This window comes from Bacillus sp. H1a, assembly GCF_000633475.1.
Classification (GTDB): Bacteria; Bacillota; Bacilli; order Bacillales; family Bacillaceae_G; genus Bacillus_A; species Bacillus_A paramycoides.
In genome coordinates this window covers 134,573-160,569 of the sequence record NZ_AYMH01000020.1, presented here as the reverse complement: position 1 = coordinate 160,569, position 25,997 = coordinate 134,573, and the positions used below count along the sequence as shown (strand labels likewise).

General features: G+C 34.2%; 17 protein-coding genes and 3 pseudogenes. 3 read left to right on the top strand and 17 right to left on the bottom strand.

All coding sequences use genetic code 11. From position 1 onward, the window contains the following. Positions 1 to 8 precede the first annotated feature (8 nt). The 8 genes and pseudogenes from U860_RS0109940 to U860_RS0109895 all read right to left on the bottom strand — a co-directional run bounded on the left by U860_RS0109940 (position 9) and on the right by U860_RS0109895 (position 8,356). A complete protein-coding gene (locus tag U860_RS0109940) occupies positions 9 to 431 on the bottom strand; it encodes a YfmQ family protein (protein WP_025148390.1) in 423 nt (140 codons plus the stop codon). A gap of 65 nt (positions 432 to 496) precedes the next feature. Then, positions 497 to 1,012: pseudogene (locus U860_RS0109935) on the bottom strand (LrgB family protein); the annotation flags it as partial. Between the two features lie 39 nt (positions 1,013 to 1,051). Further along, positions 1,052 to 2,482: a PLP-dependent aminotransferase family protein gene (locus U860_RS0109930; RefSeq protein ID WP_025148388.1), complete on the bottom strand. Its 1,431-nt coding sequence runs from the start codon at positions 2,480 to 2,482 to the stop codon at positions 1,052 to 1,054. Positions 2,483 to 2,575: 93 nt separating this feature from the next. Beyond that, on the bottom strand, positions 2,576 to 2,770 hold the full coding sequence (locus U860_RS0109925; protein WP_002173039.1) for a hypothetical protein: 195 nt from the start codon (positions 2,768 to 2,770) through the stop codon (positions 2,576 to 2,578). 226 nt (positions 2,771 to 2,996) lie between these two features. Further along, positions 2,997 to 3,704, bottom strand: a complete 708-nt coding sequence (locus U860_RS0109915; protein WP_025148387.1) for a GntR family transcriptional regulator — start codon at positions 3,702 to 3,704, stop codon at positions 2,997 to 2,999. Between the two features lie 23 nt (positions 3,705 to 3,727). Beyond that, on the bottom strand, positions 3,728 to 5,137 hold the full coding sequence (locus tag U860_RS0109910) for a glycoside hydrolase family 1 protein (protein WP_025148386.1): 1,410 nt from the start codon (positions 5,135 to 5,137) through the stop codon (positions 3,728 to 3,730). A 204-nt stretch (positions 5,138 to 5,341) separates the two neighbouring features. Continuing rightward, entirely contained in the window at positions 5,342 to 6,331 is a 990-nt protein-coding gene (locus U860_RS0109905; RefSeq protein WP_025148385.1) for a phosphatidylinositol-specific phospholipase C, read from the bottom strand. 183 nt (positions 6,332 to 6,514) lie between these two features. Next, positions 6,515 to 8,356: a S8 family serine peptidase gene (locus tag U860_RS0109895; protein ID WP_025148384.1), complete on the bottom strand. Its 1,842-nt coding sequence runs from the start codon at positions 8,354 to 8,356 to the stop codon at positions 6,515 to 6,517. Between the two features lie 294 nt (positions 8,357 to 8,650). Between U860_RS0109895 and U860_RS31355 the strand changes: the two are divergent. Further along, positions 8,651 to 9,438: pseudogene (locus U860_RS31355) on the top strand (LysM peptidoglycan-binding domain-containing protein). Positions 9,439 to 9,735: 297 nt separating this feature from the next. Then, positions 9,736 to 11,082, top strand: a complete 1,347-nt coding sequence (locus U860_RS0109885) for an NAD(P)-binding protein (RefSeq protein WP_025148383.1) — start codon at positions 9,736 to 9,738, stop codon at positions 11,080 to 11,082. Positions 11,083 to 11,425: 343 nt separating this feature from the next. Here the strand turns inward: U860_RS0109885 and U860_RS0109880 are convergent, their stop codons facing one another. After that, positions 11,426 to 14,209 carry a dynamin family protein gene (locus U860_RS0109880; RefSeq protein ID WP_025148382.1) on the bottom strand — a complete coding sequence of 928 codons (2,784 nt, stop codon included), beginning with the start codon at positions 14,207 to 14,209 and terminating at the stop codon, positions 11,426 to 11,428. A 367-nt stretch (positions 14,210 to 14,576) separates the two neighbouring features. Next, positions 14,577 to 14,679: pseudogene (locus U860_RS33035) on the bottom strand (IS6 family transposase); the annotation flags it as partial. A gap of 112 nt (positions 14,680 to 14,791) precedes the next feature. Between U860_RS33035 and U860_RS0109875 the strand changes: the two are divergent. Then, on the top strand, positions 14,792 to 14,977 hold the full coding sequence (locus U860_RS0109875) for a hypothetical protein (protein WP_025148381.1): 186 nt from the start codon (positions 14,792 to 14,794) through the stop codon (positions 14,975 to 14,977). Positions 14,978 to 15,302: 325 nt separating this feature from the next. Here U860_RS0109875 and mutL read toward each other — a convergent pair whose 3' ends face one another. The 7 genes from mutL to U860_RS0109840 all read right to left on the bottom strand — a co-directional run bounded on the left by mutL (position 15,303) and on the right by U860_RS0109840 (position 25,780). Beyond that, the gene (gene mutL, locus U860_RS0109870) at positions 15,303 to 17,246 is read right to left on the bottom strand and encodes a DNA mismatch repair endonuclease MutL (protein WP_025148380.1); all 1,944 of its coding nucleotides are present in this window, start codon (positions 17,244 to 17,246) and stop codon (positions 15,303 to 15,305) included. 8 nt (positions 17,247 to 17,254) lie between these two features. Continuing rightward, positions 17,255 to 19,927, bottom strand: a complete 2,673-nt coding sequence (mutS, locus tag U860_RS0109865) for a DNA mismatch repair protein MutS (RefSeq protein ID WP_025148379.1) — start codon at positions 19,925 to 19,927, stop codon at positions 17,255 to 17,257. Between the two features lie 180 nt (positions 19,928 to 20,107). After that, positions 20,108 to 20,650 (bottom strand): outer spore coat protein CotE, encoded by a 543-nt coding sequence (gene cotE / locus U860_RS0109860; protein WP_025148378.1) that lies wholly within the window; start codon positions 20,648 to 20,650, stop codon positions 20,108 to 20,110. A 125-nt stretch (positions 20,651 to 20,775) separates the two neighbouring features. Then, positions 20,776 to 21,207, bottom strand: a complete 432-nt coding sequence (locus U860_RS0109855; RefSeq protein WP_025148377.1) for a RicAFT regulatory complex protein RicA family protein — start codon at positions 21,205 to 21,207, stop codon at positions 20,776 to 20,778. Positions 21,208 to 21,210: 3 nt separating this feature from the next. Continuing rightward, positions 21,211 to 22,740, bottom strand: a complete 1,530-nt coding sequence (gene miaB, locus U860_RS0109850) for a tRNA (N6-isopentenyl adenosine(37)-C2)-methylthiotransferase MiaB (protein WP_025148376.1) — start codon at positions 22,738 to 22,740, stop codon at positions 21,211 to 21,213. Positions 22,741 to 23,169: 429 nt separating this feature from the next. Beyond that, entirely contained in the window at positions 23,170 to 24,036 is an 867-nt protein-coding gene (locus U860_RS0109845; RefSeq protein ID WP_002173053.1) for a 2-oxoacid:ferredoxin oxidoreductase subunit beta, read from the bottom strand. Next, a complete protein-coding gene (locus U860_RS0109840) occupies positions 24,023 to 25,780 on the bottom strand; it encodes a 2-oxoacid:acceptor oxidoreductase subunit alpha (RefSeq protein WP_025148375.1) in 1,758 nt (585 codons plus the stop codon). Before U860_RS0109840 ends, U860_RS0109845 begins: the two co-directional genes overlap by 14 nt. Positions 25,781 to 25,997: the final 217 nt, after the last annotated feature.

The window sequence follows — 25,997 nt, the reverse complement described above, 5'->3', positions numbered from 1 at the left end:
GTCTCTCCTTATGCATAATCTTCAGTTACTCCAACTGAGCGACTTTGAAGACTTTTAGATCGTAAACGATATGCAACTACTTTCTTCTTATATTGCTTTATTACATCAACGTGTTCCTCATAGCTATATATAGAAAATCTAATCATTTTCTTTCCTTTCTTCGTATCAATAACTAATGGTGTTCCTTCTCCTTGCGGCGGAAAATAATGTTTATCTAAAAATAAAGCCTCGTTAAATTCGTGAATAACTTGAAGTTTCATTTCTCCTTCTATACTTTTTCCATCAACCGTTACAGTAGTGTTTTCTTCATCAAGTTTTTGATGTAACTCAAATCTACTAATAATTGATTCTACAACAGAAGTTGGCATACTAGAAACTAGTACTTTAAGAGCACCAAAAATAAATAACGTAACTATAAACCATGTTGTCACTTTAATCATCCCCATTACTTTCTAAAATAAGTAGTGTTATACTACTTATTACGATTCATTGATTTTTAAAATAAAAATTTCATTCCATAAGGCACTAATATACTAATTAGTACCCTCGTTACAATCATCGTTACCGAACCGATAGTTGCTTCTTTCTCTCCTTCTTTCACTAGACGACTCACACCAATGATATGTGATGCACAGCCCATCCCAACTCCTTTTCCAATCGTACTTGTTATACGGAAAAGCTTAAGTACTGTCGGTCCTATAATAGCACCTGTTATTCCTGCAACAACTACAAAACTAGCTGTCATAGATGGGATACCACCAATTTGATTGGCTAGCGAAATTGCAATAGGCATCGTCGCTAATTGCGGTATAGTTGTTAATATAAGTTCCTTATCTATATTCAACATTTCCCCAATCACTACATTCAAACTTATTAAAGCCACTATACCGATTACTACCCCTACAAGTATTGAAAAGAAGTTTTTCATAAGTATCTTTCGTTCCTTAAATAGCGGTATTGCTAAAGCTACAATCGCCGGACTCAAGAAGCTAGAAAGAATATCTCCCCCATTTCAATACTAGATTTTCCCACACCTATAACATCTTTATCATCAAATCTCTTTTAAAGTCTCCGCGAGTCTTGTAATCCCAACCTGAATTTGTTCTACATTCGCTCTCCCAAAAGTAAATCGTATATATTCACTTTTCGAGCCTAGTACACTTCCTGGGACAAATGCTACTCCATTTTGAATAGATTTGCCTAATAAATGATATTCGTCAAATGAGCCTTGAACTTTACACCATAAATGTATTCCGCCCTCTGGAACGAAAAACTCAACTCGGTCCCCTAATATTTCTTCAAGACTTGCAATTAACTCATCTCTTCTTTTTTTCAATTGTCCACGAAGCATTGTAATATGCGTATGAAAATCCTCTGATTCTAAAAATTGATTTGCTACCCACTGTGTAAATACACTATGACCGAAATCAACTTGCTGCTTCGCATCTGCTAAACGTTCTATTACGCGCGTAGGGCCAATTATCCAGCCAATACGTAATCCTGATGCAACAATTTTTGATAATGAACTTATATACAGAACATTTCCATTTTGATCCATTGATTTCAATGTTAGATTCACTTCTCCATTAAAAGAAGTTACACTATATGGATCATCTTCTACAATCGGTATACCAAATTCAGAAGATAGTTCTAGTATCTTTTTACGTCTCGCCAATGAAAGCACCGTTCCAGTTGGATTTTGATAATCCGGATTTAAAAAAATCATACGAATGCGGTGCTTTTTGTGCAGATCAATTAAGTCATCTGGATTCATACCGTGCTGATCTACAGGTAAATGGAATATTTTTAACCCTGCTGATTTAAACATCGGCAGCGAAAAGCAATAGGATGGATCCTCAATTGCAATCGCATCACCAGGCTTTAACAAACATTGAACGATAAGATTAAGTGCCTGCTGAGCCCCAGATGTAATAAGAATAGAACGTGAATCCGCTTCTATTTGTTTATATTGCTGAACATGTGTTGCAATTGTTTTTCTTAGCATTTCATTCCCTAGTGGGTGATCATAACCGAGGTTTTCCATAAATGTTTGTTCTGATAAAATTGTTCGAAATTGACCAGTCGGAAATAACTCTGGTGATAATTCGCCACTCGCTAAATTGATTAAATCATCTTTTTGTGTTTCCGTTCGAATTTGTTGAACAAGTGGTAAATTAGGTAAAAACGATCCATCCTCTACGTATCTCCCCCAATTTGGTATACGTTTATGTGACACACCCCATATGTCTGTATTTACCCGCGTTCCGCTTCCTTTTTGCCGTTCTACTACCCCAAGTGATTTCAATTCTTCATACGCAGCTACTATCGTACTCCGGTTTACTTGTAATTCCTTTGCTAACTTACGTTCAGAAGGTAACTTACTATTAGAAAGAATTTCACCTGAAGAAATGCCTCTTTCAATATAATCAGCGATTTGTTTATAAACAGGCGTCTTATCTGCACGATTCGGTTTCCATTCCATCTAGTGCCCCCCTTTCAAAACTACCGTCCCTCATTCACTAATAACAGGATTCATTGTAATAATAGTATTAATCACCTTCATCATATACAAACTCTATAAAATAACGACCGCATACCACGTAACTCCTACAAGTAACCCTAAAAGAAGGATGATATAGATAGCGGATAAGTTTTTCACATTCCTTTTTGTAGACTTACCGTAATTCTCCTCCACATTTCGTGCGACTAGTACGGTCCCAAACAGCGATACAATTACAATAATTACAACTAGTGAAATTGCAAAACTCATTGTCTTTTCACCTCTCTAAGGCCAGTCTATTTAAACAAAGGAGATATATAAAAAGCGTCCTCCTTAAAGCATCAATACAGTACTACCTTTCTTCTCTTATCATAATAGAAGTTTGCAAAAAACGGACCAACCACTTTCAGGTTTTTTTGCTCATCCACTTTAATAATAAAAAGCAACTGATTTTTCTTATCAGTTGCTTTTTTCACAGAGTTATTTATATTCATTTTCACTTAAAATTAATCCGATTTAAAAGTTTGGTCTTTTCATAATGAAACATCGATTGAGATAATTCAAAAATGGTTCCATTTACAAGATGCACTGTATTTTCAATAAGAAGTGCCGGATCACCTTCATTTATTTCTAGAAGCTGTGCGTTTTCTTTATTTACTTTTTCGCAACTAATAACTTTATCGGCAAAACCAATATTTAGTCGCAAATCTTCAATGAAATAACTGTATACAGAGCTTAATGCTATTTCTTCATTCAAATATGGAATTATATCCTTTTTGAAATAACTAATTTCAATAGAAAAGGGTTTACCGTCTACAATTCTTAAACGTTTCAAAAAATACAACCTAGTTCCAACGTCACATTGCATCCGTTCTGCTATTTCTTCATTCGCATCTATTATTTCAAGCTCTAACACTTTCGTTTCAATATTTTGTGAAACGAGGTTTTTCGTTAATCCACGTAAACTGCCTAAATTAATGTAATCTGTTACAGAAGTTTCACGTAAAAACATGCCACTACCTTGTACTTGAAAAATATAACCTCTATTAACAAGCTGACTAATTACTTTACGTATTGTATTACGACTTACCTCAAACCGGTTCATCAATGCTTCTTCTGTAGGTAATTTTTTCGTTTCATTAAAAAGTCCATCTCGAATGTTTTGCTCTAAAATATCTGCAATTTGTTTATACTTTGCACTCATACACTTTCTCCTAAAATACTCTTTTATAGATCTTCTCCTCTCGTTTCGATAATATGCTTATACCAATGAAACGAAAGTTTCTTCTTACGTTTTAAGTTATCATTATGATCGACAAAAATAAAGCCATATTGCTTTTTATATCCGTTTAGCCAACTTAACAAATCAATAACTGACCATGCATAATACCCTTTTAAATGAATCCCTTCTTGAATCGCACGCTTAATTACTTTTAAATGTTCTTCAATAAATTTAATTCTCGGAACATCTACAATTTCTCCGTCAATAATTGGATCTTCGTCACCGAGTCCGTTTTCTGTCACATACATCTTTATATCACCGTAACGCCCTTTCAACATATGCAAGCCGTCTAAGAAACCTTCGGGAGATATTTCCCATCCCCATTTTGTATATGTTTTATCATCCATTTTAACCGTTCGATAAAATCCATCAAAGGAAGGGTTACCTGGAGCAAGTGTTGAGTTTTCTCGAGAATGCTCCTCGTTCTTTATATCCATATCGTATCTTTCTACTCGTATTGGTTGATAATAATTCAAGCCAATAAAATCATTTTTTTCGGCATTTTGTTTAATGATTTCTAATTCTTCAACCGTCCAATTAGGAGTCCATCCTTTTTCCTTTAATTGTTGCACAACATAAGATGGATACTCACCTTTTAAGGCTGGATCATAGTACCAATACGTTTCATATTCATTCGCATGATTTGCTGCTAGTATATTTTCTTTTTGATCATCCACACTATAAGCAGGTAAGAAAACATGCGTAATACCAATCTCACCATATTGTTTTAACTGCTTGTACACTGCAACTGTTTTCGCATGCGCATAAAATACATAATGAGTCGCTTGAAAGTACTTTGGAACATCATTTTGTATCCCTGGTGGATGTGCACCTTTTAAATACCCTAATCCACAAAACATTACTGTTTCATTAAAAGTAATCCAATGTTTAACTCTATCACCAAATGCCTTAAAGCAAATCTCTGCGTACTTTACAAAAGCTTCTGCTGTTCGTTTATTCGTCCATCCACCGTCATTTTCTAAAGTTAATGGTAGATCCCAATGATATAAAGTTACAAACGGTACAATCCCGTATTTTAAACATTCATCAATTAAGTTGTTATAAAATTCTATTCCTTTTTCATTTACCTCTCCATCTCCAGTCGGCAAAATTCTCGCCCAAGAAATAGAAAAACGATACGATTCTAATCCCATCTCAGCCATTAAGTGGACATCTTCCTTATATCGATGATAATGATCAACAGCTACATCACCATTTGTCCCATTGTATGTTTTGCCAGGAATTTTTGAAAACTCATCCCAATTCGTAACACCTTTTCCATCTTCATTCCATGCACCTTCTACTTGATAAGAAGCTGAAGCAGCCCCGAATAAAAAATCATGTGAAAACTTCATAGCATATACCTCCATTTCATCGTAACAAATCAAATTCATCACTACACATAAAATTTATAGGTACAAATTTTATGTGTGTAATTATAGCGTAAGTTTTGATTTTTTTCTATCATGAAAGTACGATATCTAAAACTATACCTGATGTTAATTTTTAGAAAACAAAAAAGAAGCGACATATTTTATCGCTTCTTACTATCACAATCTTTATTCTTTTATAAGTGACTTATTCGTTCTTATAACTTCTTGATAAAGTATCGGTGACCATTTTTCATTTATATAATCTTGAATCATCCATCCGACTCTTGTAGGATTCTTTTGTTTCATATAGTTTGCAATTTCAGGATTTATATAAGAGGCATAATAATATGGACTATTCCATGCTGTACCACCGGAAGACAAGCTTGTAAAATTAATATACAGATGATTAAAATCTTCACTATTGTTATTCGTTTCATTTATCGTATCTTTAATAGACTCTAATTTTTCATCATAACTTACTTTATATTTATCTTGTACCGTTATGTTTATATTTTGATTTAAAGTTGCGGTGAATGTTTGATTATCTGGCCATGGAAAATTATTATACCCTCCAGATTCATTACTGCCACTATATCTTTTTAATAATACAATTTTCCCACGAGCATCTCCAAGACTTATATTCCCTTCCGTTTTTAAAAAGATCGGATCAAGAAAGTAATTTTCTTCGAAAGTACTACTAAATGAACCTTCTGCTCCTTTCATATCCTCGTACTCTTTTTTTAAAGACATTATAATCGTTTCACTCGGACTATCTTTCAAAAATTGTTTCGCTTCATTTATAAATTGGTGCAATGTTACATAAAGATACAGTGGTCCATGATGAAGAACTATAGTATTATCATCTGTTAAACGTCCTCTTATATCAAAAATTCTAGCTCCATGATTCATTTGATAACGAAAATCATATTCTTGCGTCATTCCCCATACTTGCTTTATCGGATTTTGCAACTTGGACGTACCACTATCATGTGTTCCTGGAATTGAAATTCGTGCTAACGGTACGTTATCAGGTATAGGTTGCATCCATTTTGACCAATTTTCAAGCTCATTAACAGAGCTAGCTGCAACTACTTGCTTATCATGTAAAGCAAATACAAATGTGCTAAATATAGTACTACATATGAATAATTTCAAAATAAACTTCTTATTGCTCATTATTATTCCTCTCTTTTTCTGTTTTTATATCAAACTTATTGAATATGATATAAGCTAGTGAATAAAAAATAAATAACATTTCACAAATATGAAATATTGCATAGAAATAAAATTTAAAAATCATTCACATATCCTCAATACATGAGAAAAATTTAAAGGAACTTCAGCAGAAGTTCCTTTTGTTTATTTTATGTTCAATACATACGAACCATCTTTATTCTCGTACTTATAGACATATAAATAATATTTACCCGGCTTTGCATTATATGTTCCTTTAATTACATTCCCTTCATTTTGACCATATGCTACATAGTTGTTTAAATCTGATTCATGATGAAGTACCCACGTCATTCCAATATTTTGTTCATTTAGTAGAGAAATATTAATATTTTCTAGTGAGTCAATTTGAAAAGTAAATACATCTACGTTATCACTATTATGTAGTGTTCCTTTCATTGGTGTATTAAAGTTAACTTTATTTGCCTGTCTAGGTTCATTATTTGGTTCATTTTCTGTTACTTGTAACTCATTCCCACCGTTCGGTTCTCTTCGTTCATACCCTAAGTTTACTAGTATAGACTTCAAATCTGGTAAAACACCAATTTTATCTGAATATGGATTTTTAGATTTCGTTCCTGTGTTTGGGCTACTTAGTATCGCTCTTAGTTCACTTGGTCTATATGGTTGTCCTAAATGTTCTTTAGCAATACTTTGTACTAAAGTCGCCGCTCCGGCAATAATAGGCGAAGCACTCGACGTGCCACTAAAGCTTGAAGTATAAAGATTTACAGCACTTCTACTTTGCTCAGCTGTAGTTGTATCTACGTTTTCTCCCCAGCCGTACACATCAATACGGCTTCCATCATTCGAAAACCACATACGTTCATGAGGGAAAGATGAAGAGCCCGCTCCTACCATAATTGCACCCGAATCTTTAAAATCTTTACTATTACGATTTAAAACTTGTTTACCATTTCTATCTTTAAATTGATCTAAATCATTCCAACCATTTGCTCCAGCCTCTATAATTACAACACCCTTATCTGTACCAGCACGAATTGCATCAAAGATATCTGGTTGTACTTCAACAGGTAAATATTTATCACCGTATCCATCAAAGGATGCTTGTGCCTCTAATAATAAAATATCCCCAGCTTCTAAATGATTTACAGCACTTAGTATTGCATCAGCTGTATTATACTGTCCGTTATCTCTTATTTGAGAAATCACTTTTGCTTTCGCTTTTGGCGCAATCCCAATATTTCCAACTTCATTATCTTCAGATGAAACAATTCCCAGTACAGACGTCCCATGACCGACATGCTGATCTATATTTCTTCCAGACATCAATTCAATATTTTGATGTACTAAATCCTCATGGTTTAATAGCCATCCATATTCCATATCAACAAAGGTTATATCATTTCCATTACCACCTTGAACTCCCCAAGCGAAAGGCGCATTAATACCGTATGGTGCTGCTTCAAGATAACCTTGTTTTTTAAATCTAGGATTACTATTAGGAGTAAGAGATACACTTGATGGTTGCACTTCAGGCGGCGTTATTTTTTCTTGTTTCTTAATATACACATCTTCTATTAAAGAAGATGCTTGTAACTTATCTACTAGCGTTTCTTCACGCCCATCATTTTTGGTTTGAAGAATATAGTAGTTTAATAAGCTTGTAGATACATTATTAGGTGCTTTCACTTCAAGGTTTTGTATTTGTTCCGGACTTACAGATATGAATAAACGAGTAAATGTTACATCTGGATATTCTGCCAAAAAATCTTCTAGTACTTTATCGTTCGTTTGAGATTGTATCTGTTTTTCAATACCATCTTCATATGGAAAGTTTAAATCCGCTCTGAATTTTATAATGATTTGCTTATCTGTTTCTTGTTCTATCCCTAATTTACTCTGCTGTTCTATAGAATCAGCATTTACAATATTGATAGTGCCTCTAATTCCTATAAATGTTAAAACAATTACAGCTGAAACACATATTCTTTGAAATATTTTCATTACATCAATCCTCCAACCGACAATTATTAATCATTATATTAAATTATAATGATTTTATTTCTATAACATATAAAGTTACCTTTCTACTAAATAGATTATAGTAATCAGCAATATGAACTTCAATGTATTTTCATATGCAATATTTCATATTCGGATTCTAAATTGCATATATATAAAACTTATAATGATTTTTTATTTCATATATGTTAATATTCTTACATTGAAATATTACATATATACATTTCGAACCATATTACTCAACAGTTACACCTTAATTTTTTAGGAGGATTTACAATGAAATTATTCAAAATAAAACATATAATCCCTTTTTCTGCAGCAGCAATTACATTCGTATGTAATCAAAGTGCAGCCGAAGCTTCCACCATTCATACAGTAAAAAAGAATGATACACTTTGGGGCATTAGTTAACAATACGGAGTTTCAATACAATCCATTAAACAAGCGAATCATAAAGGAAATGATCAAGCTTTCATTGGGGAACAGTTACATATTCCAGGATCCATGAAATCAAATGAGATCACTGTTCATCAAAACGCCAAACCTGCGAACATTTCTGGACAAATTATTTATCAAGTACAACCGGGAGATTCCTTCGAAACGATAGCAAAGCGTAATAATGTAACCGTTCAATCTATAAAACAAATCAACAACACAATTGGAAACAAGCTTTATACAGGACAACATTTAAAAATCAATTCAAGTATTTCGGAAAAAGAAAAAGACCTAATGGCACGCTTAGTCACTGCAGAAGCAGGTGGCGAATCATATAAAGGAAAAGTAGCTGTAGCGAAAGTGATCTTGAATCGTGTACATGCAAAAGGATTATTACAGGGGTTATTTATGAACCTATTAAACACGGATATGCATTTACTCCTGTTACAGATGGAAGAATTAATCAACCTGCAAGCGCAGAAGCCAAAATGGCTGTAGAAGAGGCTATCTCTACAAACGGAATAAATTCTGATTGGCTTTATTTCTATAATCCAAAAACTTCAACAAGCAAATGGATTACTACACGACAAACAGTAGCAGTAATCGGTAACCATGTCTTTGCTAAATAAAAATACGTAATAACACTATAATCAATTTCAAATTATTAACAGACCTCTTTACTTAAAAGGTCTGTTCTTTTTTATTTTTATATCTAAGCTTTTATTAACCATATGATAAAATGATTATTTAAAACTATCTCTCTTTTCAAATAAAAAACTGTTGTATCTAATTCACCATTCAGAGTAATTGAGAGAGCAAAAAATCCACAACTATGACTTTATTAATACAAGCTATTTCTTAACTTTGTAAAATTGTTATACACTAAGAAAATAGCAAACAAACTATTCGTTAGCAGGTGAGAGAATATGTATGATGTTACAATTATCGGCGCTGGAGTTAGTGCCATTTTTATGGCCTATGTATTAGCTAAAAGTAACAAAAGAGTTTTAATTCTTGATAAAGGGAAACCGCTAGAACATCGGAATTGTCCTATAGACCAAGGGAAAACATGTAACTGTAATACATGTGATAAATATTTGGGTTTTGGTGGCTTAGGAAAATCTGAAGGGAAATTTAATTATACAAATGGATTTGGAGGAGAACTTGAGCAAAAAGTAGGTAAAGAAGGTTTTATGCAACTAATGGCTGAAGTAGATGAAATTCTATGTCAGTTTGGCGGAAGTTCAGTTTCAAAATATTCTACAGAAAATCTAGATCTCACTAAGAGAGCTGAAGCGTGTGATTTACAAATGCTAACAACAGAAGTAAGGCATCTAGGTACTACACTTTCAAGTAACATTTTTCAGCAACTCTATGAATTTTTACGTAACAAAATAGATATCCGATTTCATATAAATATACAACATATCGTTAAGCAGAAAGACCATTTTAAAATATATACAAATCAAGAAACTGTCCATTCTAAGAAATTAGTATTTGCAACTGGGCGTTCTGGGACGGATTGGTTAAAAGAAATGTGCTCTTCCCTTGAAATTGCACAGGAGCAAACCCGTGTAGATTTAGGCATTAGAGTAGAGATGAAAGAAAACCAATTACGTTCTATATTAAAAGATACGTTTGAAACAAAACTTTCTTATCAACATGATCATCTCATAGCAACTACTTACTGTATGAATCCAAAAGGACGCATTATTCGGAAGTATGAGGAAGGTTTAGTTATGCCTGACGGTCAAAATTTTCGAGAGCAAGGAACTGGCACTCCTAATTTAAATTTCACTTTATTTATTCCGCGCTATTTTCCAACTCTCAAAGAAGCGAATGTATATGCAAATTCAATTATTAAAGGCATTAACCAAGGACGAGATCGAATTGTTATTCAGCGCTTAGAGGACTTAATAAAACAACAACCTACAAGGGCGAACAAGATGAAACATAATCGTATACACCCTACATTAAACGGAGATTATGGAGATCTTAATAAAGAAATCCCTCAATTATACATTGAAGGACTCAAAGGATTTTTATTACGTTTAGAACAATTCATCCAAGAACCTATTGATGAAGATACTTTACTATATGGAATTGATGGAAAGTTCTATGCTCCTACAATAAAAATCAATAGCCATTTTGAAACAAGTATGAATGGGTTATTTTTAATTGGAGATTGTTCAGGCGTCACTCATTCATTATCTCAAGCAGCTGCAAGTGGTCTGTATGTTGGAAAATACTTATCTGACATTAAAATATTATAGTTAAGATGTGATTTCAAATCATTTAAGGTTTTATCAACACTCTACTTATCTAGCAATAGCATACATCAGTAAAAGCTTTATCCACCCCACTGATTATGCCCCCACAACCAATCGCGCTTTTACCGAATAAATTTAAAACTGGAGAAGTAAAAACTAAAATTAAAAAAACTGAAAAATAATCTATATATGCGAAGGGAGCAACTAATTACGGTTGCTCCCTTTTTACTCTCTTATAACACATGATGCAATTTAATATTAAAAAAGACCTGACATATTATACGGATGTAAGCAAAAAACAACTCCAAAATCCACTTTTATTGTATATTTTGGAGTTGTTTTACGTTTATTCTATGGTTGTTTCTAAAGTTAAATCTGTATAGGCATTATCCTCACCTATATTTAAGATTACTTCACATTGACGTAATCTCAATTCAAAGAGCGTTATAGAATCATGATAGACTTCAGGATTTGATTTCATTTTATGTAATATCTCTTGTTTTTCTTTTATTTCTAAATGAGTATTTTCTACAGCTTGTTTCAAGGAGTTAAATGGATTCCTAAAGAACATATTAATATCCCGCTCTTGTGTGTTTTCAAACAGCTCAAATTGCAAGAAAAATTTCTTCATAATAGAAGCCGTTACCTCGGTATAATCTTCATTTTCTAAATACTGTTTGTATTTGTTATATAGCATAGCTTTATTTTTAGGAAGAACCCCAAATAATTTACCGGCACTTTTCAGTAAAAATTGTGCTGGCGTAAATCGGCGTAAAATATTTACTTCTTCCATTTGTATTCTAGTCGTCATTCTATCAGTATCTCTGCGCCAGTCATCAAGCACTTTAAAGTCACATTCTAACTGTATTCGATTTTCTCCAAATAAAGAATTAAGTCCTTCACTGAGTTCTTCTAAGTGCGATTGACTTTGAAGAAACTCATTATTAGAAGTTTCAATCCAATTTTGCATAGAACGAGCAAAATTAGGTAATACAGTTTGTTCTAAATATTTGTGTACTCTTCCGTTCATCGCTGTATTTAGTTCAATATCAATGTGCCCGAAATCGCTTTCTTCACTAATTAAATCAGAACAACCCTGTAATAGCTTCGGAATACGTTCAGTAAGATCATTAGTAATTTCAGTTTTCATTGCACGATATGATTCTGTAATTAAATGAATTTTTTCCTTCTCAAAAGCAGTAAGGTTATTAATACAACCATTTAGTTTAACTAACATATCTTCATTCCAATTAATAACATCCACTAGATTGTTTTCCTTCTCAACTCGTTTATCCAAAAGATATGTAATTGTTTTTCGAATGAAAAACAATAGCTTTTCAGTACGTTCTGCATCGATATTTTTATGGTTAAAGTTAAAACGAAGAAACTCAGTTAAATCATTTAGTTGTTGACTACTTGTATATAACGAAGAGTAAGGGAAAAGTCTCGCATGCGGGAAATATGCGTTTATTCTCGCTTGCGTATCATGTAATACTCTTTTTATTTCTGCTTCACTGTAAATGTTATCTATTTTATTTAATAAGAAATGAATTTGTAGATTTGGTGTATGTTCTTGAATGCTTAACAGAATGTCACGTTCTTTATCAGTAAAAGGTGAATCCGCATTCAATACGAACAATAATTCGTCTACAGAATTTAGATATTCAAATATCTCATCTCTAGTGTCGTTATTCCTATTAAAGCCAGGTGTAACTACGAATGTAAGTTTATTTTTGCTTAAAAATCTGCATGGTAATTTAAATTCAACACATGCTCTATCTCTATATGTTTGATGGTGTAGAGACATCATATTATGGTAATCAGAGAAATTCTCAGTTGTCGTAATGGCTGAATCTGTTATAGCGTTAATTTCTGTATGAGCATCATTTTTTAAAACCACCACATTCGAGATTGAGTTTTCTAATATATTTTCTCCTAATATGGAGTTAATAAATGCAGTTTTTCCGTTTCCTGAAGTTCCCGTTACTAAAATACGATTTGTTCTTAAATCTGCAAGCTCGCCAACTAACCATCTAAATCGGTGACCCATTTCTATTTCATGCTTTTGTGCCCACTGTGTAATAGATTCAAAAAGATGTAAACTATACTCTAAGCCATCCACATGATTAATAGAATATAACAGTAGGTTTTCCGCATGTTTTATATTTGCTGAATCTATTTTGGAAGGGAAAATCTCATCCCATGCCAATACAGCTGCTGATGGAAATACAGCATGAGACGGATTGACTACCTTTAACCAATTTGTTAACAGATTTGGAATGATATCATGTAATTGTCTAAGCATGTATTGACCTTGAATTAATTCAAAGTACGTTTCTTCGTAAAGAGAAGAAATTTTGTCCCATATATCGGACGAATGTATTTCGATATGTAAGAAAAACTCATTTATTGTGTTAAGCCATAATAAGTAATTTTGTTCATTTTTATAACTGTTCCAAAGTGCTGAAACAATTTGCGTAAATTGCACTTGATCTACATTATTTAATGTAACTAATACTTCATAAAAATAATCTGGTGAAATATTTTTAGTAAATCCTTTATCGATATATCCTTTTAGAACCTCAAACCACGGATAAGATTCTGTTCGAATTAACTCATTCACAGCAAGCTCTACTGCACTATCAAAATCTTGTTGTTCCTCATAAAAGGAACGGGCAATTATTGTGACGTTTGGATAATCGGGATTTAAAGAAACTGCTTCTTTAATAACAGTGAAAGCTGAATCAAAGTTATTTTGCTCGATGTAAAGAGAAAGTAATTGCAGTCCAATTTCGGTCATCAATATTTTGTTATCAGTAGTAATGGAAGTATAAACATCTTCTGCAACTGATAATCGGTTAAGTTCGAAGTAAGCATCCGCAATATTTTTTTGTGCCCATGGTGCTAGTTCATTACTAACTTTCTCCCATTTAAAAATAGCTGCTTCAAAATCTTGATGGTGATAATAAAATTCACCCTGTGCAAAACGAATATAAGACCCATCGGAAATCTCATCTTTTTCTTCGTTTAAATAAGATTCTCCAAGTACTTGAAGAGGTGGTTGTGTTTCATTCTCCATTAGGAATGTTTCATAATACATCTTTTTTATTAATTGTTTTTCTAATCTCATCTTTTCCCCCACTATATCTTGAAAATACGTTTTTCTCCAAATGTCAATACTTTTTTGTATGTATGCTTTTTATCTTAACAAAGAATTTCTTTTGAAAAATTTCATTTTCCTTTCATTTTTCAAGTAAGATTGAATTTTTATGAGAAAAGTTTCAGTTCTTTTTCAATTCCCTTTCAGTTATGAAACAACATTAAATGTTCCTAATAACCTAATAACAATATAATATTTCACATTATATTATCAGGAAAACCCCATATAAATAACATTATAAAAACAATCTATAACGAATATATATGCAACGTTTACTTCGCTGACAAATAAAAAAAACTCGCATAATGATTATTAGATGAACCTACATGCCACATCTCTTCAAAATTTCAAATACATCACGATAACTTAAAACAACAATAGTAGTCAACTGCTATTAATACAATATCTTTCTCGAATTGTTTTCCTTTAAAATATTTCAGTAGTTATGTTATTAAATTCCATTAACCTATATAAATAACTAGTCCAAAAAAATATATATGCATATCATGTTATAGTAAAGAATTTAGGAAACCCTAAAAAGGAGGCATTTTCATGCTTGAAGATAAATCTAAAATAAATTACCCATATGAATTTACCGAAACTACAACAATCCCTCTAAAAAACCCCATTGATAAAAAATTCAAAAACGGCACAGGTACACATAATTTCCCAATTAAGAAGCATTACAAAGAGCAAGTTCTATACACTAAAAAAATTAATAATAATAAAAATAAATAATCGTATAGATCTTTATAATAATTAACCAAATAAGAATCAATATTTGGCCATGCATAGTTACGTTTTTAGTAATGTATAAATCTTTATTATACAATTCACGTACCTTTTAAAAAGTGCTGGTATACAGCGCTTTTTTATACATAGATAAATTAAGGCCGCACTAGCCAAGAAATGAATTACTTATAACATGAAGTATGATGAGCTTAAATTTAAATAAACAGCAATAATACTCCATCCCATTCTCATTTAACAATTACAAGTGTACATAGTAAGAGGGGAGCAACATTAATATGTTGCTCCCCTCTTACATCTAATTTTATTAACCCTACATAACCCTCTTAAACATCTTCTCCAATTCATAAGTAGAATGATGCACAAGAATCGGTCTTCCGTGCGGACATGTGTATGGGTTCGTCGTCGTACGAAGTTCTTCGAGTAAAGCGAATATTTGATCGTTCGTTAAATATTGATTTGCTTTAATCGATGCTTTACAGCTCATCATGATGGCAGCTTCTTCTCGTAGTTTTTTAATATCTACTTTTTTTAGTTTAACAACTTGCTCCATCATTTCATCGATGATTTCTGTTTCTTGTCCTTTCGGGAACCACGTTGGGTGCGAGCGGACTATAAAGGATTGATGGCCGAATTGCTCTAGAAATAGTCCGACTTTTTTTAGTTCTTCTAACTGTTCTTCAACACGTAAAAATTCGGTAAGAGATAAATCGATGCGATACGGTACAAGTAATTCTTGCACTTCTTGCGTAACTCGTCCCACTTTATCACGGAAATATTCATAATTAATGCGCTCTTGTGCTGCATGCTGATCAATCATATATAACCCTTTATCGTTTTGAGCGAATATATAGGTTCCGTGCATTTGTCCAATTGGATAAAGTGGCGGTAAATCATTACCGTTCATTTCAATCTCTTCTATTTCTCGAACTTCTTCTTCCAATTCCTCTAATTCAAAGTCCTCTTCATTGCTAGTCCATTCTTTTTCCTCTTGAACTGTTTCTTCTACTACCGGTTTAGAGGTTGGTTGCCAACTTTCTTCTTCTCTTACTAGCGACTGTGGTGGTTGCCATTCTTGCTTCGGCGGTTGCCAAAGTTGTGCTGGCTGTTTCACAGTCGTTGTTTCTTCTTGTTTTTTATCCATGCCAGTCGGTAAAACGATGTTCGGCATTGTTGGTTCTTTCGGCTTTGTATGCTCAAACTGGAACTGCCCTTGTACACTTTCATCTTTTTCTTTTTTCTTCGTTGTTACTCCAGCATCAGGAATCAGTTGTATTTTTTTAAATGCATCTTGCAATGTTTTTTCGATTAACTGTAGTAATTCTTGTTCTTTACTAAAACGAACTTCTAATTTCGCTGGATGTACGTTAACATCAACAAGCATTGGGTCCATTTCAATCGATAAGAAGCCGATTGGGTATCGTCCAACTGGCAGTAATGTATGGTACCCTTGCTGAATGGCTTTCATTAATACGAAATTTCGAACGTAACGGCCATTTACAATCGTTGACATATAATTACGAGACGCTCGCGTTACTTCTGGCAATGTTACATACCCTTTAATTGTGAAATCTAAAGATTCAGCTTCAATTGGAATAAGCTTCTTCGCAACTTGAATGCTATAAATCGCTGCAAGTACTTGTCTTACATCACCGTTCCCTGATGTATGAAGCAATTTCTTTTCATTATGAAACAGCTTTAACGATACTTTAGGATGCGACATCGCAATACGATACACAATATCTGTAATATTCCCAAGCTCTGTATGAATAGTTTTCATATATTTAAGACGCGCTGGTGTATTAAAGAATAAGTTTTGTACTGTAATATCTGTTCCTTTTCGGCTTGCCGTTTTCTCTTGTTTTATAATGTCTCCACCTTTAATGATAAGGTGTGTACCAGGCGCATCACCTGTGCTTGTGATTAATTCTAATTCACTTACAGAGGCAATACTCGGTAGGGCCTCTCCGCGGAAACCGAGCGTTCTTATACGAAACAGATCATTTTCATCTTTAATTTTGCTCGTTGCGTGGCGTTCAAATGCAACGATACAATCTTCTTCTGCAATGCCATCCCCATTATCAATGATGCGAATTTTCGATAACCCAGCTTCTTCTAAGTGGATTTCAATAGATGTACTATTCGCATCGATGGAATTTTCCACGAGTTCTTTTACAACTGAGGCAGGGCGCTCTACTACTTCCCCTGCCGCAATTAAGTTAGAGAGTTGATCATCGAGTTTGCGAATTTTCCCCATCTACTTACTCATCCTTTCTTTAACTTTTTCTGTAAACGATACAGTTCATTCATCGCTTCTAAAGGCGTCATATCAAGTAAATCAATCTTTTTAATTTGTGCAAGTACTGCCGTTTCTTTTTGATCTAGCACAGGCTTGTCTTGTTTTTTCGAAGATTGTTCTCCTCCAAAGAAAGATAGTTGTGACTCTTCTTCAGTCTCTTCTTTCTTTTCTTGTATTTCTGCTGGTTCTTCTTTTACAACAACTGGTTCTGAGGCAACTTCTTGTACCTTCACTTCAGCTCGCTTCGGAATAACAATTTCTTCCTGTCCTTCTAATTGTGCTAACACTTCTTTCGCGCGCGCGATTAAGCTATCTGGCAGCTCAGCAAGTTGCGCAACGTGAATTCCGTAACTTTTATCCGCCGCTCCATCTTGAATTTTATGAAGGAAAACTACTTTTCCATTTTCTTCAATAGCTGAAACGTGTACATTTTTCAGTTGGTCTAAACTTTCTTCTAACACTGTTAATTCATGATAGTGTGTAGAGAATAATGTTTTCGCACCAATTTGGTCATGAATATGTTCAATGATTGCTTGCGCAAGTGCCATACCATCATACGTAGATGTACCGCGTCCAATTTCATCGAATAAAATTAAACTTCTTTCTGATGCATTTGCAATTGCATTTTTCGCTTCTAACATTTCGACCATAAATGTACTTTGACCTGAGATTAAATCATCCGCTGCACCAATTCTCGTAAAGATTTGATCGAAGACAGGTAATACTGCTTCTGTCGCTGGTACGAAACAACCGATTTGCGACATAACAGTTACAAGTGCTAATTGTCTCATATACGTACTTTTACCAGACATGTTCGGTCCTGTAATTAAAAAGACATCCATCTTCTCCGGCATAATACAATCATTTGGTACATACAATTTCCCGTTCAATACTTTTTCAACGACAGGATGACGACCATCTTTAATAAAGATTTCGCGCTTAGTTGTTAAAACAGGTTTTACAAACTGCTCCTCTTCACTAACTGTCGCAAAGCTTTGCAGCACATCTAATTCACTAATTACTTTCGCTAAGTGCTGTAATTTCGGAATAAATACTTTTACTTCTTCACGAAGTGCCGTAAATAAATCGTATTCTAGTTGTACAATTTTCTCTTCTGCTTCTAAAATTAATGTTTCTTTTTCTTTTAATTCATCTGTAATGAAACGCTCTGCATTTGCAAGTGTTTGTTTACGCTCATAGCGTCCTTCTGGAAGTGCTGCAAGATTCGCTTTCGTCACTTCAATGTAGTAGCCGAAAATACGGTTGTACCCAATTTTCAACGATTTAATCCCTGTAATATCACGCTCTCGTTTTTCAAGCTCAGCGATCCACGTTTTTCCGTTTTTGCTAACGTAGCGATATTGATCAAGCTTGTCATTATAACCATCTTTAATAATATCTCCATCTTTAATAGAAAGCGGTGGGTTTTCTTGAATACTTCTTCCTAGTAATTCAGTTAAGCTCTCACATGGATCCGCGCCTTGAATTAATCTTGATGCATAAGCATTATCTAACAGACTAATCGCTTCTAAAATAGCTGGTACTTGAAGTAAAGAGCGTCTTAACTGTAATAAGTCCCGTGCATTTACATTACCAAATGCAACTTTCCCTGCTAAACGTTCTAAATCATATACTTCTTTTAATTTTTCTTTTAAATCTTCACGTAAGAAGTAATCATTTACAAATGTTTCAACCATTTCTAAACGCTCTTCCACTTTTTCTTTTTGGATAAGTGGACGTTCCATCCACTGTTTTAACATACGTCCACCCATAGCCGTTTTTGTTTTGTCTAATAGCCATAATAATGAGCCTGTCTTTTCCTTCGTACGAAGAGTCTCTGTTAGCTCTAAATTGCGTTTTGAATGCACATCAATTTTCATAAATTGATTTGTGTAATAAATTTCTACTGGTTGCAAATGATCTAACGAACGTTTTTGTGTTCTTATCACATAGTTAAATAAGCGTCCAATTGCTTTAATTAACTTTGCTTGTGAAACATTTTTCACAAGGTGTTCTAATCCTTCAGGAATAGTTGTTGCATCTTCATACGAAATCGTCATTTTTAATGTTTCAGTTAATTTATTTAATTCATCTTTTGAAAATGTAGAATCTACAACAATTTCTTTTGAACCAGTTGCATACACTTCTAATAAAATATCTTCTACTGAACCTGTTAATAACGTCACTGTATTTTGTCCAGTCGTTAAGTCATTACAAGCTAGCGCATAAGATCCATCTTCAAAATGTGTTAATGCTGCTAAGAAGTTATTCTCTTTCTCGTCTATTGTACGCCCTTCCATCATCGTTCCTGGCGTAATTAATTGTACTACTTCACGACGTACTACACCTTTAGCTGTTTTTGGATCTTCCACTTGCTCACAAACGGCTACTTTATATCCTTTTTCAACAAGTTGTTCAATATAATTTTTAGCTGCATGATACGGTACACCGCACATCGGTATACGTTCACTACTACCACCATCTCGGCTCGTTAATGTAATTTCAAGTTCATGAGCTGCTTTAACCGCATCCTCAAAAAACATTTCATAAAAATCACCTAAGCGGAAAAATAAAAAGGCATCTTGATAGTCTGCCTTGACCTTTAAGTATTGCTGTATCATAGGGGTATATTGCGTCATGTCTTTCCTCCATAATTCTTACATAATAATCTATATTCATATATGTCACACTTCACGGACACCCATATCTCCTATTTCAGGAGTCTTTCCTCATTATAGCACATTTCATAAGGAATCATGTTCATTCAGCACCACTTATGTAATGTAAAAAGCTAGGAAGAATTTCTCCCTAGCTTTCTATTACTCTTCTTCTGCATCGACAATAAAGTTCGGATCTAACTCTTCAAACTCATCGTCATCAACTTGGAAATCCTCATCTGATTCTACGCAACCTTCAGGATTTACACTTACACAAATTTTCGTTTCCCCAACTACTTCTGTTACAAATTCACGTTCTACCGTCACAACAATTTTATTACCATTTGGTGATACAAGAGCTTCTAAACAATTTGGCGGCTGAATTACACGAGCGATAATTTCTAAATCGTCACCAGAGAAGTTTTTATCACGATACCCAACGCTTACTTCATCAGTGTAGTTAACACGTTCTGTTACAACCTCAGTCTTTGTGTTTCCATCAAATGAATACCAAGTGTTTACATCATAGAAACCTTCAATTTCCACATATTTCCCATTCTTTCTCGCTTCGTACGTATGGTTAATTACCCAGCACCCTAAAATACTTGTTGGCTCATTATTCGATTCACATGTATGCGTTGACTTTGTATACTTACGACCTTTCCCAACCACTGCTTTTGTAATAATCTCTCTAAATTCGGACATTCGCAACCCTCCTCAATCACTATTCACTTAATCATATGCGTGACAATAGCGGAATGTGCCATTCTTTTTTTGAGAAGAATTTACGTTATAACCCACTAAAAAAGAGATGTCAATAAGACATCTCTTTAACAACCACAATTTCCTTTTTTATTTTCAACTGCTGCACCAGTTTCACCCTTCAACACATCGCCGCCAGTTGAAACTAATATTTCATCTGTTACATTGTTAGAAATGGTACTAGCAACAAGCTGTAGTAAGTCATTTACATATGTTTGTGAAGATTTAAATTCCTGCACAACCGGGATATTATCTAACTTGTCTTGAAGCGCATCAATTTCAGCTTCTACTTTTTTCAAAGCTTCCCATTTCCCATAATGTTGCAAGTTTACTGCTTGTTTTTGTAAAGCTTTAATTTCATCAATTGCTCGCTTTACATTTTCATTTTTATGAATTTGTGCTTCTGCTCGCTTAAAGAAATCGACTTCTTCTGTTTCAGAAATCATTTTCGCTAATTCTTTCGCTTGCTCAACAATTTCATCTTTCGTATATACTTTCATCTATTATTTCACCTCAATCGGCTCCTTAACCAATTCCCCGTTAAGAGACCAAGTTTTTGCTTCCGTTACTTTTACTTTCACAAGCTGACCAATTAAAGATTTTGAAGCGACAAAGTTTACAAGTTTATTCGTACGTGTATATCCTGCAAGTACTTCAGGGTTATTTTTACTTTCTCCATCAACCAATACTTCTACAATTTGCCCTATATAATGCTTATTCTTATTAATTGCATATTCATTTACTAATGTATTTAAGCGTTGCAATCGTTCTTTCTTCACTTCCATCGGCACATTATCTTGCATTTTTGCAGCTGGTGTACCTTCGCGTGGAGAATAAATAAATGTAAATGCCGTATCAAATCCTACTTCACGATATAGCGACATCGTTTCTTCAAATTGCTCATCCGTTTCATTTGGGAAACCAACAATAATATCAGTCGTTAGTACTGCATTCGGAATCGTTTCTTTAATTTTTCGTACAAGCTCTAAATAGTGCTCTCGTGAATATTTACGCGCCATAATTTTAAGCATATCTGTACTACCAGATTGAACTGGTAAGTGAATATGTTCTACTAGGTTACCACCTTTTCCAAGAACATCAATTAAATGATCATCAAAATCGCGTGGATGGCTTGTTGTAAAACGAATACGTGCGATATCGACTTTACGAAGTTCATCCATTAAATCACCAAGACCGTATTGTATATCTTCAAAGTCTTTACCGTATGCATTTACGTTTTGTCCAAGTAATGTAATTTCTTTATAACCGTTCGCAGCTAAATGGCGAATTTCTTGAATAATATCTTCCGGACGTCTACTACGCTCTTTTCCGCGTGTATAAGGTACAATACAATATGTACAGAACTTATCACAGCCATACATAATATTTACCCAAGCTTTAATATCACCACGACGTACTTTCGGAAGGTTTTCAATTACATCCCCTTCTTTTGACCAGACTTCAACTACCGTCTCTTTTGAGAACATTGCGTCCTTTAAGATATACGGCAATCTATGAATATTATGTGTACCAAACACCATATCTACATGCTGATTTTTTTGCATAATTTTATTTACAACAGATTCCTCTTGAGACATACAACCACATACACCAATTAAAAGATCCGGATTTCTTCGCTTTAATGATTTTAAATGACCAAGTTCACCGAACACTTTATTTTCAGCATTTTCACGAATCGCACAAGTATTTAATAAAATTACATCTGCCTCTTCCGTTGAGAAGGTTGGCTCATATCCAAGTGTTGTAAAAATCCCAGCCATTACTTCTGTATCATGCTCATTCATTTGACAGCCATATGTACGAATGTAAAACTTTCTTCCTGCGCCAAAATTGCGGAACTCTTCAGGTAAGCCAAAATCTCGTTCAATTTTAACTTCTTCTTTCCCACGCTTTTTCGCATCTTTCAAGGAAGGTGGTTGGTATACACTTTCAAAGTATTTACTATAATCTTTCTCTTCTTTTTTCGTAGAGGAATTTGCTTGTTGACTTGCTAATCGTTGTTGCTCGTTCATCGGTAATCTCCTTTCAACCTTAACTATACACAATTTGTAGTCCATTTTAATGCGCTTAGACCCATCTCAATAATGTTAGATAGCTTGAGAGATAACTTGTCCTTTGAAACTTGATTAATCGATCTAATCATCCATAAGAATGAAGTCTTCCCCACACCAATAGACATTCCCTTTTATTATTTCATCTTGTCCTATTGAAAAGCATATTGCTTTATCCCTATACACATTATCATAGTATAGAGCCTTTAGCCAACTTTAACAAAGAAGAAAGCTTATCCTATATTACATTTCACACTTAATGAACATGCTATTTTTATACAACGATTTATATATTATTTTATCATTCTGAATTTTCCAAGTAAATAAATCTATTAATTATTTTTATTCACTCAAAAAAAGGTTGCCAAGCGGCAACCTTCTCTTCTATCATTACATAAATTCAGCAACAAGCTCATCAAACATTTTCTGATCCATATTTAAATCAGCTTGCACTAAAGGCTTTTCACTATAGTCTTTTACAAGTTCTTGGTACGAAGGCTGCTCTGTATTTTGATAAATTAAACCTGTTACTAACCCGTTATTCTCCATTAATGTTTGCATAGCCATCATGCGATTAGATGGATCATATCCTTCTACTGTACTTAGCTTCGTTAAATTCTCTTTAAACCAATCATAAGTATTTACTTTATTGTAAGTAACACATGGACTAAATACGTTAATTAATGAAAATCCTTTATGATTAATACCAGCTTCAATAATTTGTGTTAATTCTTTTAAATCACTTGAAAAGCTTTGCGCCACAAATGTCGCACCAGCTGTTAAAGCCATTTCCATAACATTTAGCGATGGTTCAATTGAACCTTGTGGTGTACTTTTCGTTTTAAATCCAGCTTCACTACGTGGTGAAGTTTGACCTTTTGTTAATCCATAAATTTGGTTATCCATTACGATGTACGTAATGTCAATGTTACGACGAATAGAATGGATTGTATGTCCCATACCAATCGCAAAACCATCACCGTCACCGCCTGATGCGATAACTGTTAAATCACGATTTGCCATTTTCACACCTTGTGCGATTGGAAGAGCACGTCCGTGAATACTATGCAAACCATATGAATTAATATAACCTGAAATACGACCTGAACAGCCGATACCAGAAATAACAGCTAGCTCATCTGGATTTAAACCAACGTTAGCTGCCGCACGTTGAATTGCAGCTTGCACTGAGAAGTCTCCGCAACCTGGGCACCAGTTTGGTTTTACACTGTTACGAAAGTCCTTAAATGTTGCCATTTAATACAACCCCTTTTTTGCATTCGTTGTAAATCTCTTTTGGCAAGAATGGGTTTCCATCATATTTTAAAAGACTAGAAATTTTCTCACCATTACCAAGATTCATTTTCATAATGTTAGCAAGCTGACCAGTTGCATTGTTTTCTACGACTACAACACGCTTCGCCTTTTTCACAAGTGGATCGATTTCAGCCGTTGGGAATGGATGAATTAAACGTATATGTGCGTGGTTTACTTTCATTCCTTCTTGTTCTAAACGCGCCATCGCCTCTTCGATCGCACCACGAGTTGAGTTAAATCCAACAAGCAATACGTCTGCGTCATCATGCTTAGCATTTTTATAAACAGGGGTATTAAACTGCAAGTTCGCCATTTTACGGAAACGTTTGTCCATTTGATCTTTACGATTTAGCGCTGATTCAGATGGTTTACCCGTTTCATCGTGTTCTACACCTGTAACATGGTGAATACCATTTTTCATACCAGGTAAAACACGTGGTGAAACTCCATCTTCTGTTACTTCATAACGCTTGAAGTATGCTTTATTTTCACGTTCTGGTAATTCCACTTCTAAGTCAAGCTTACCGCGACGAATTTCAACTTTATCTAACTTAAGTGGTTCTACTGTTTGCTTTCCTAAAGAAAGCTGCAGATCTGTTAAGAAGATAACAGGAACTTGATATTCTTCCGCTAGGTTGAATGCTTCTACAATATCATAGAAAGCTTCTTCAACTGTACTTGGCGCCATTACGATTTTTGGAATTTCACCATGTGTTCCGTAAATCATCGCCATTAAGTCAGACTGCTCTTGTTTTGTTGGTAAGCCCGTACTTGGACCACCACGTTGTGTATCAACGATAACTAGCGGTGTTTCAGTAATACCTGCTAAGCCAATTGCTTCCATCATTAAAGAAAGTCCAGGACCAGCAGATGCAGTTAATGTACGAACACCAGCATAGTTTGCACCGATTGCCATTGTACAAGCTGCGATTTCATCCTCAGTTTGGATTACTGTTCCGCCAACTTTCGGTAATTTTTTAATTAAATATTCCATGATTTCAGATGCAGGTGTGATTGGATATGCAGACATAAAACGAGCACCACCAGCTACCGCACCAAATGCGATTGCGTCGTTTCCAATCATAAACATGCGTTTCTGACCGTCAGCTTTTTCAAGCTGCATCATGTTTACTTTCTCACCAAGCAATTCTTTCATATATTGAGAGCCGCGTTTAATTGCTTCCATATTCTTTTTAACGACTTGCTCTCCTTTACGGCCAAAGATTTCTTCAACAACCTCTAAATAAGCTGTTTCGTCTAACCCTAATACCGCACTAGATGCCCCAACAGCAACCATGTTTTTCATTAAAGATGTACCTAATTCTGAAGCGATATCTGTAAACGGTATCACATATAGATTTACATCTGTATTATCAGGTATTGTCGGATTAAATTTCGCATCCGCAACTACAATTCCACCTGGACGTAGTTCGTGGAAGTTAAAATCAATTGTTTCTTGATCAAAAGCAATTAAAATATCTAAATCATCTGAGATCGCGCGTACTTCTGTTGTACTTACACGAATTTTATTATTTGTATGGCCGCCTTTAATACGTGATGAGAAGTGGCGGTAACCGTATAGGTAATATCCTAATCGGTTTAATGCAATACAGAAGATCTCTCCTGTACTTTCAATTCCTTCACCTTGTTGGCCTCCAACTTTCCATGAAAGTTGACTAATCATCTCCTACACCCCTTTTGGCTGCATTCATTGTAGTGTATTTTTTTACAGTAATAGTTTAGCATTTTTTATACAAATAAACTACAATGGACGCAAATTATGCCTCTTCTGATTTCCCTGAATCTTTAGTATAATGCTATTTCGTTTACCATTCTAGTATTAGGTCTTAAAAAAATCAATAAATTCAAGTGAATTTATTTTAATTTTTCTGAATTTTTAA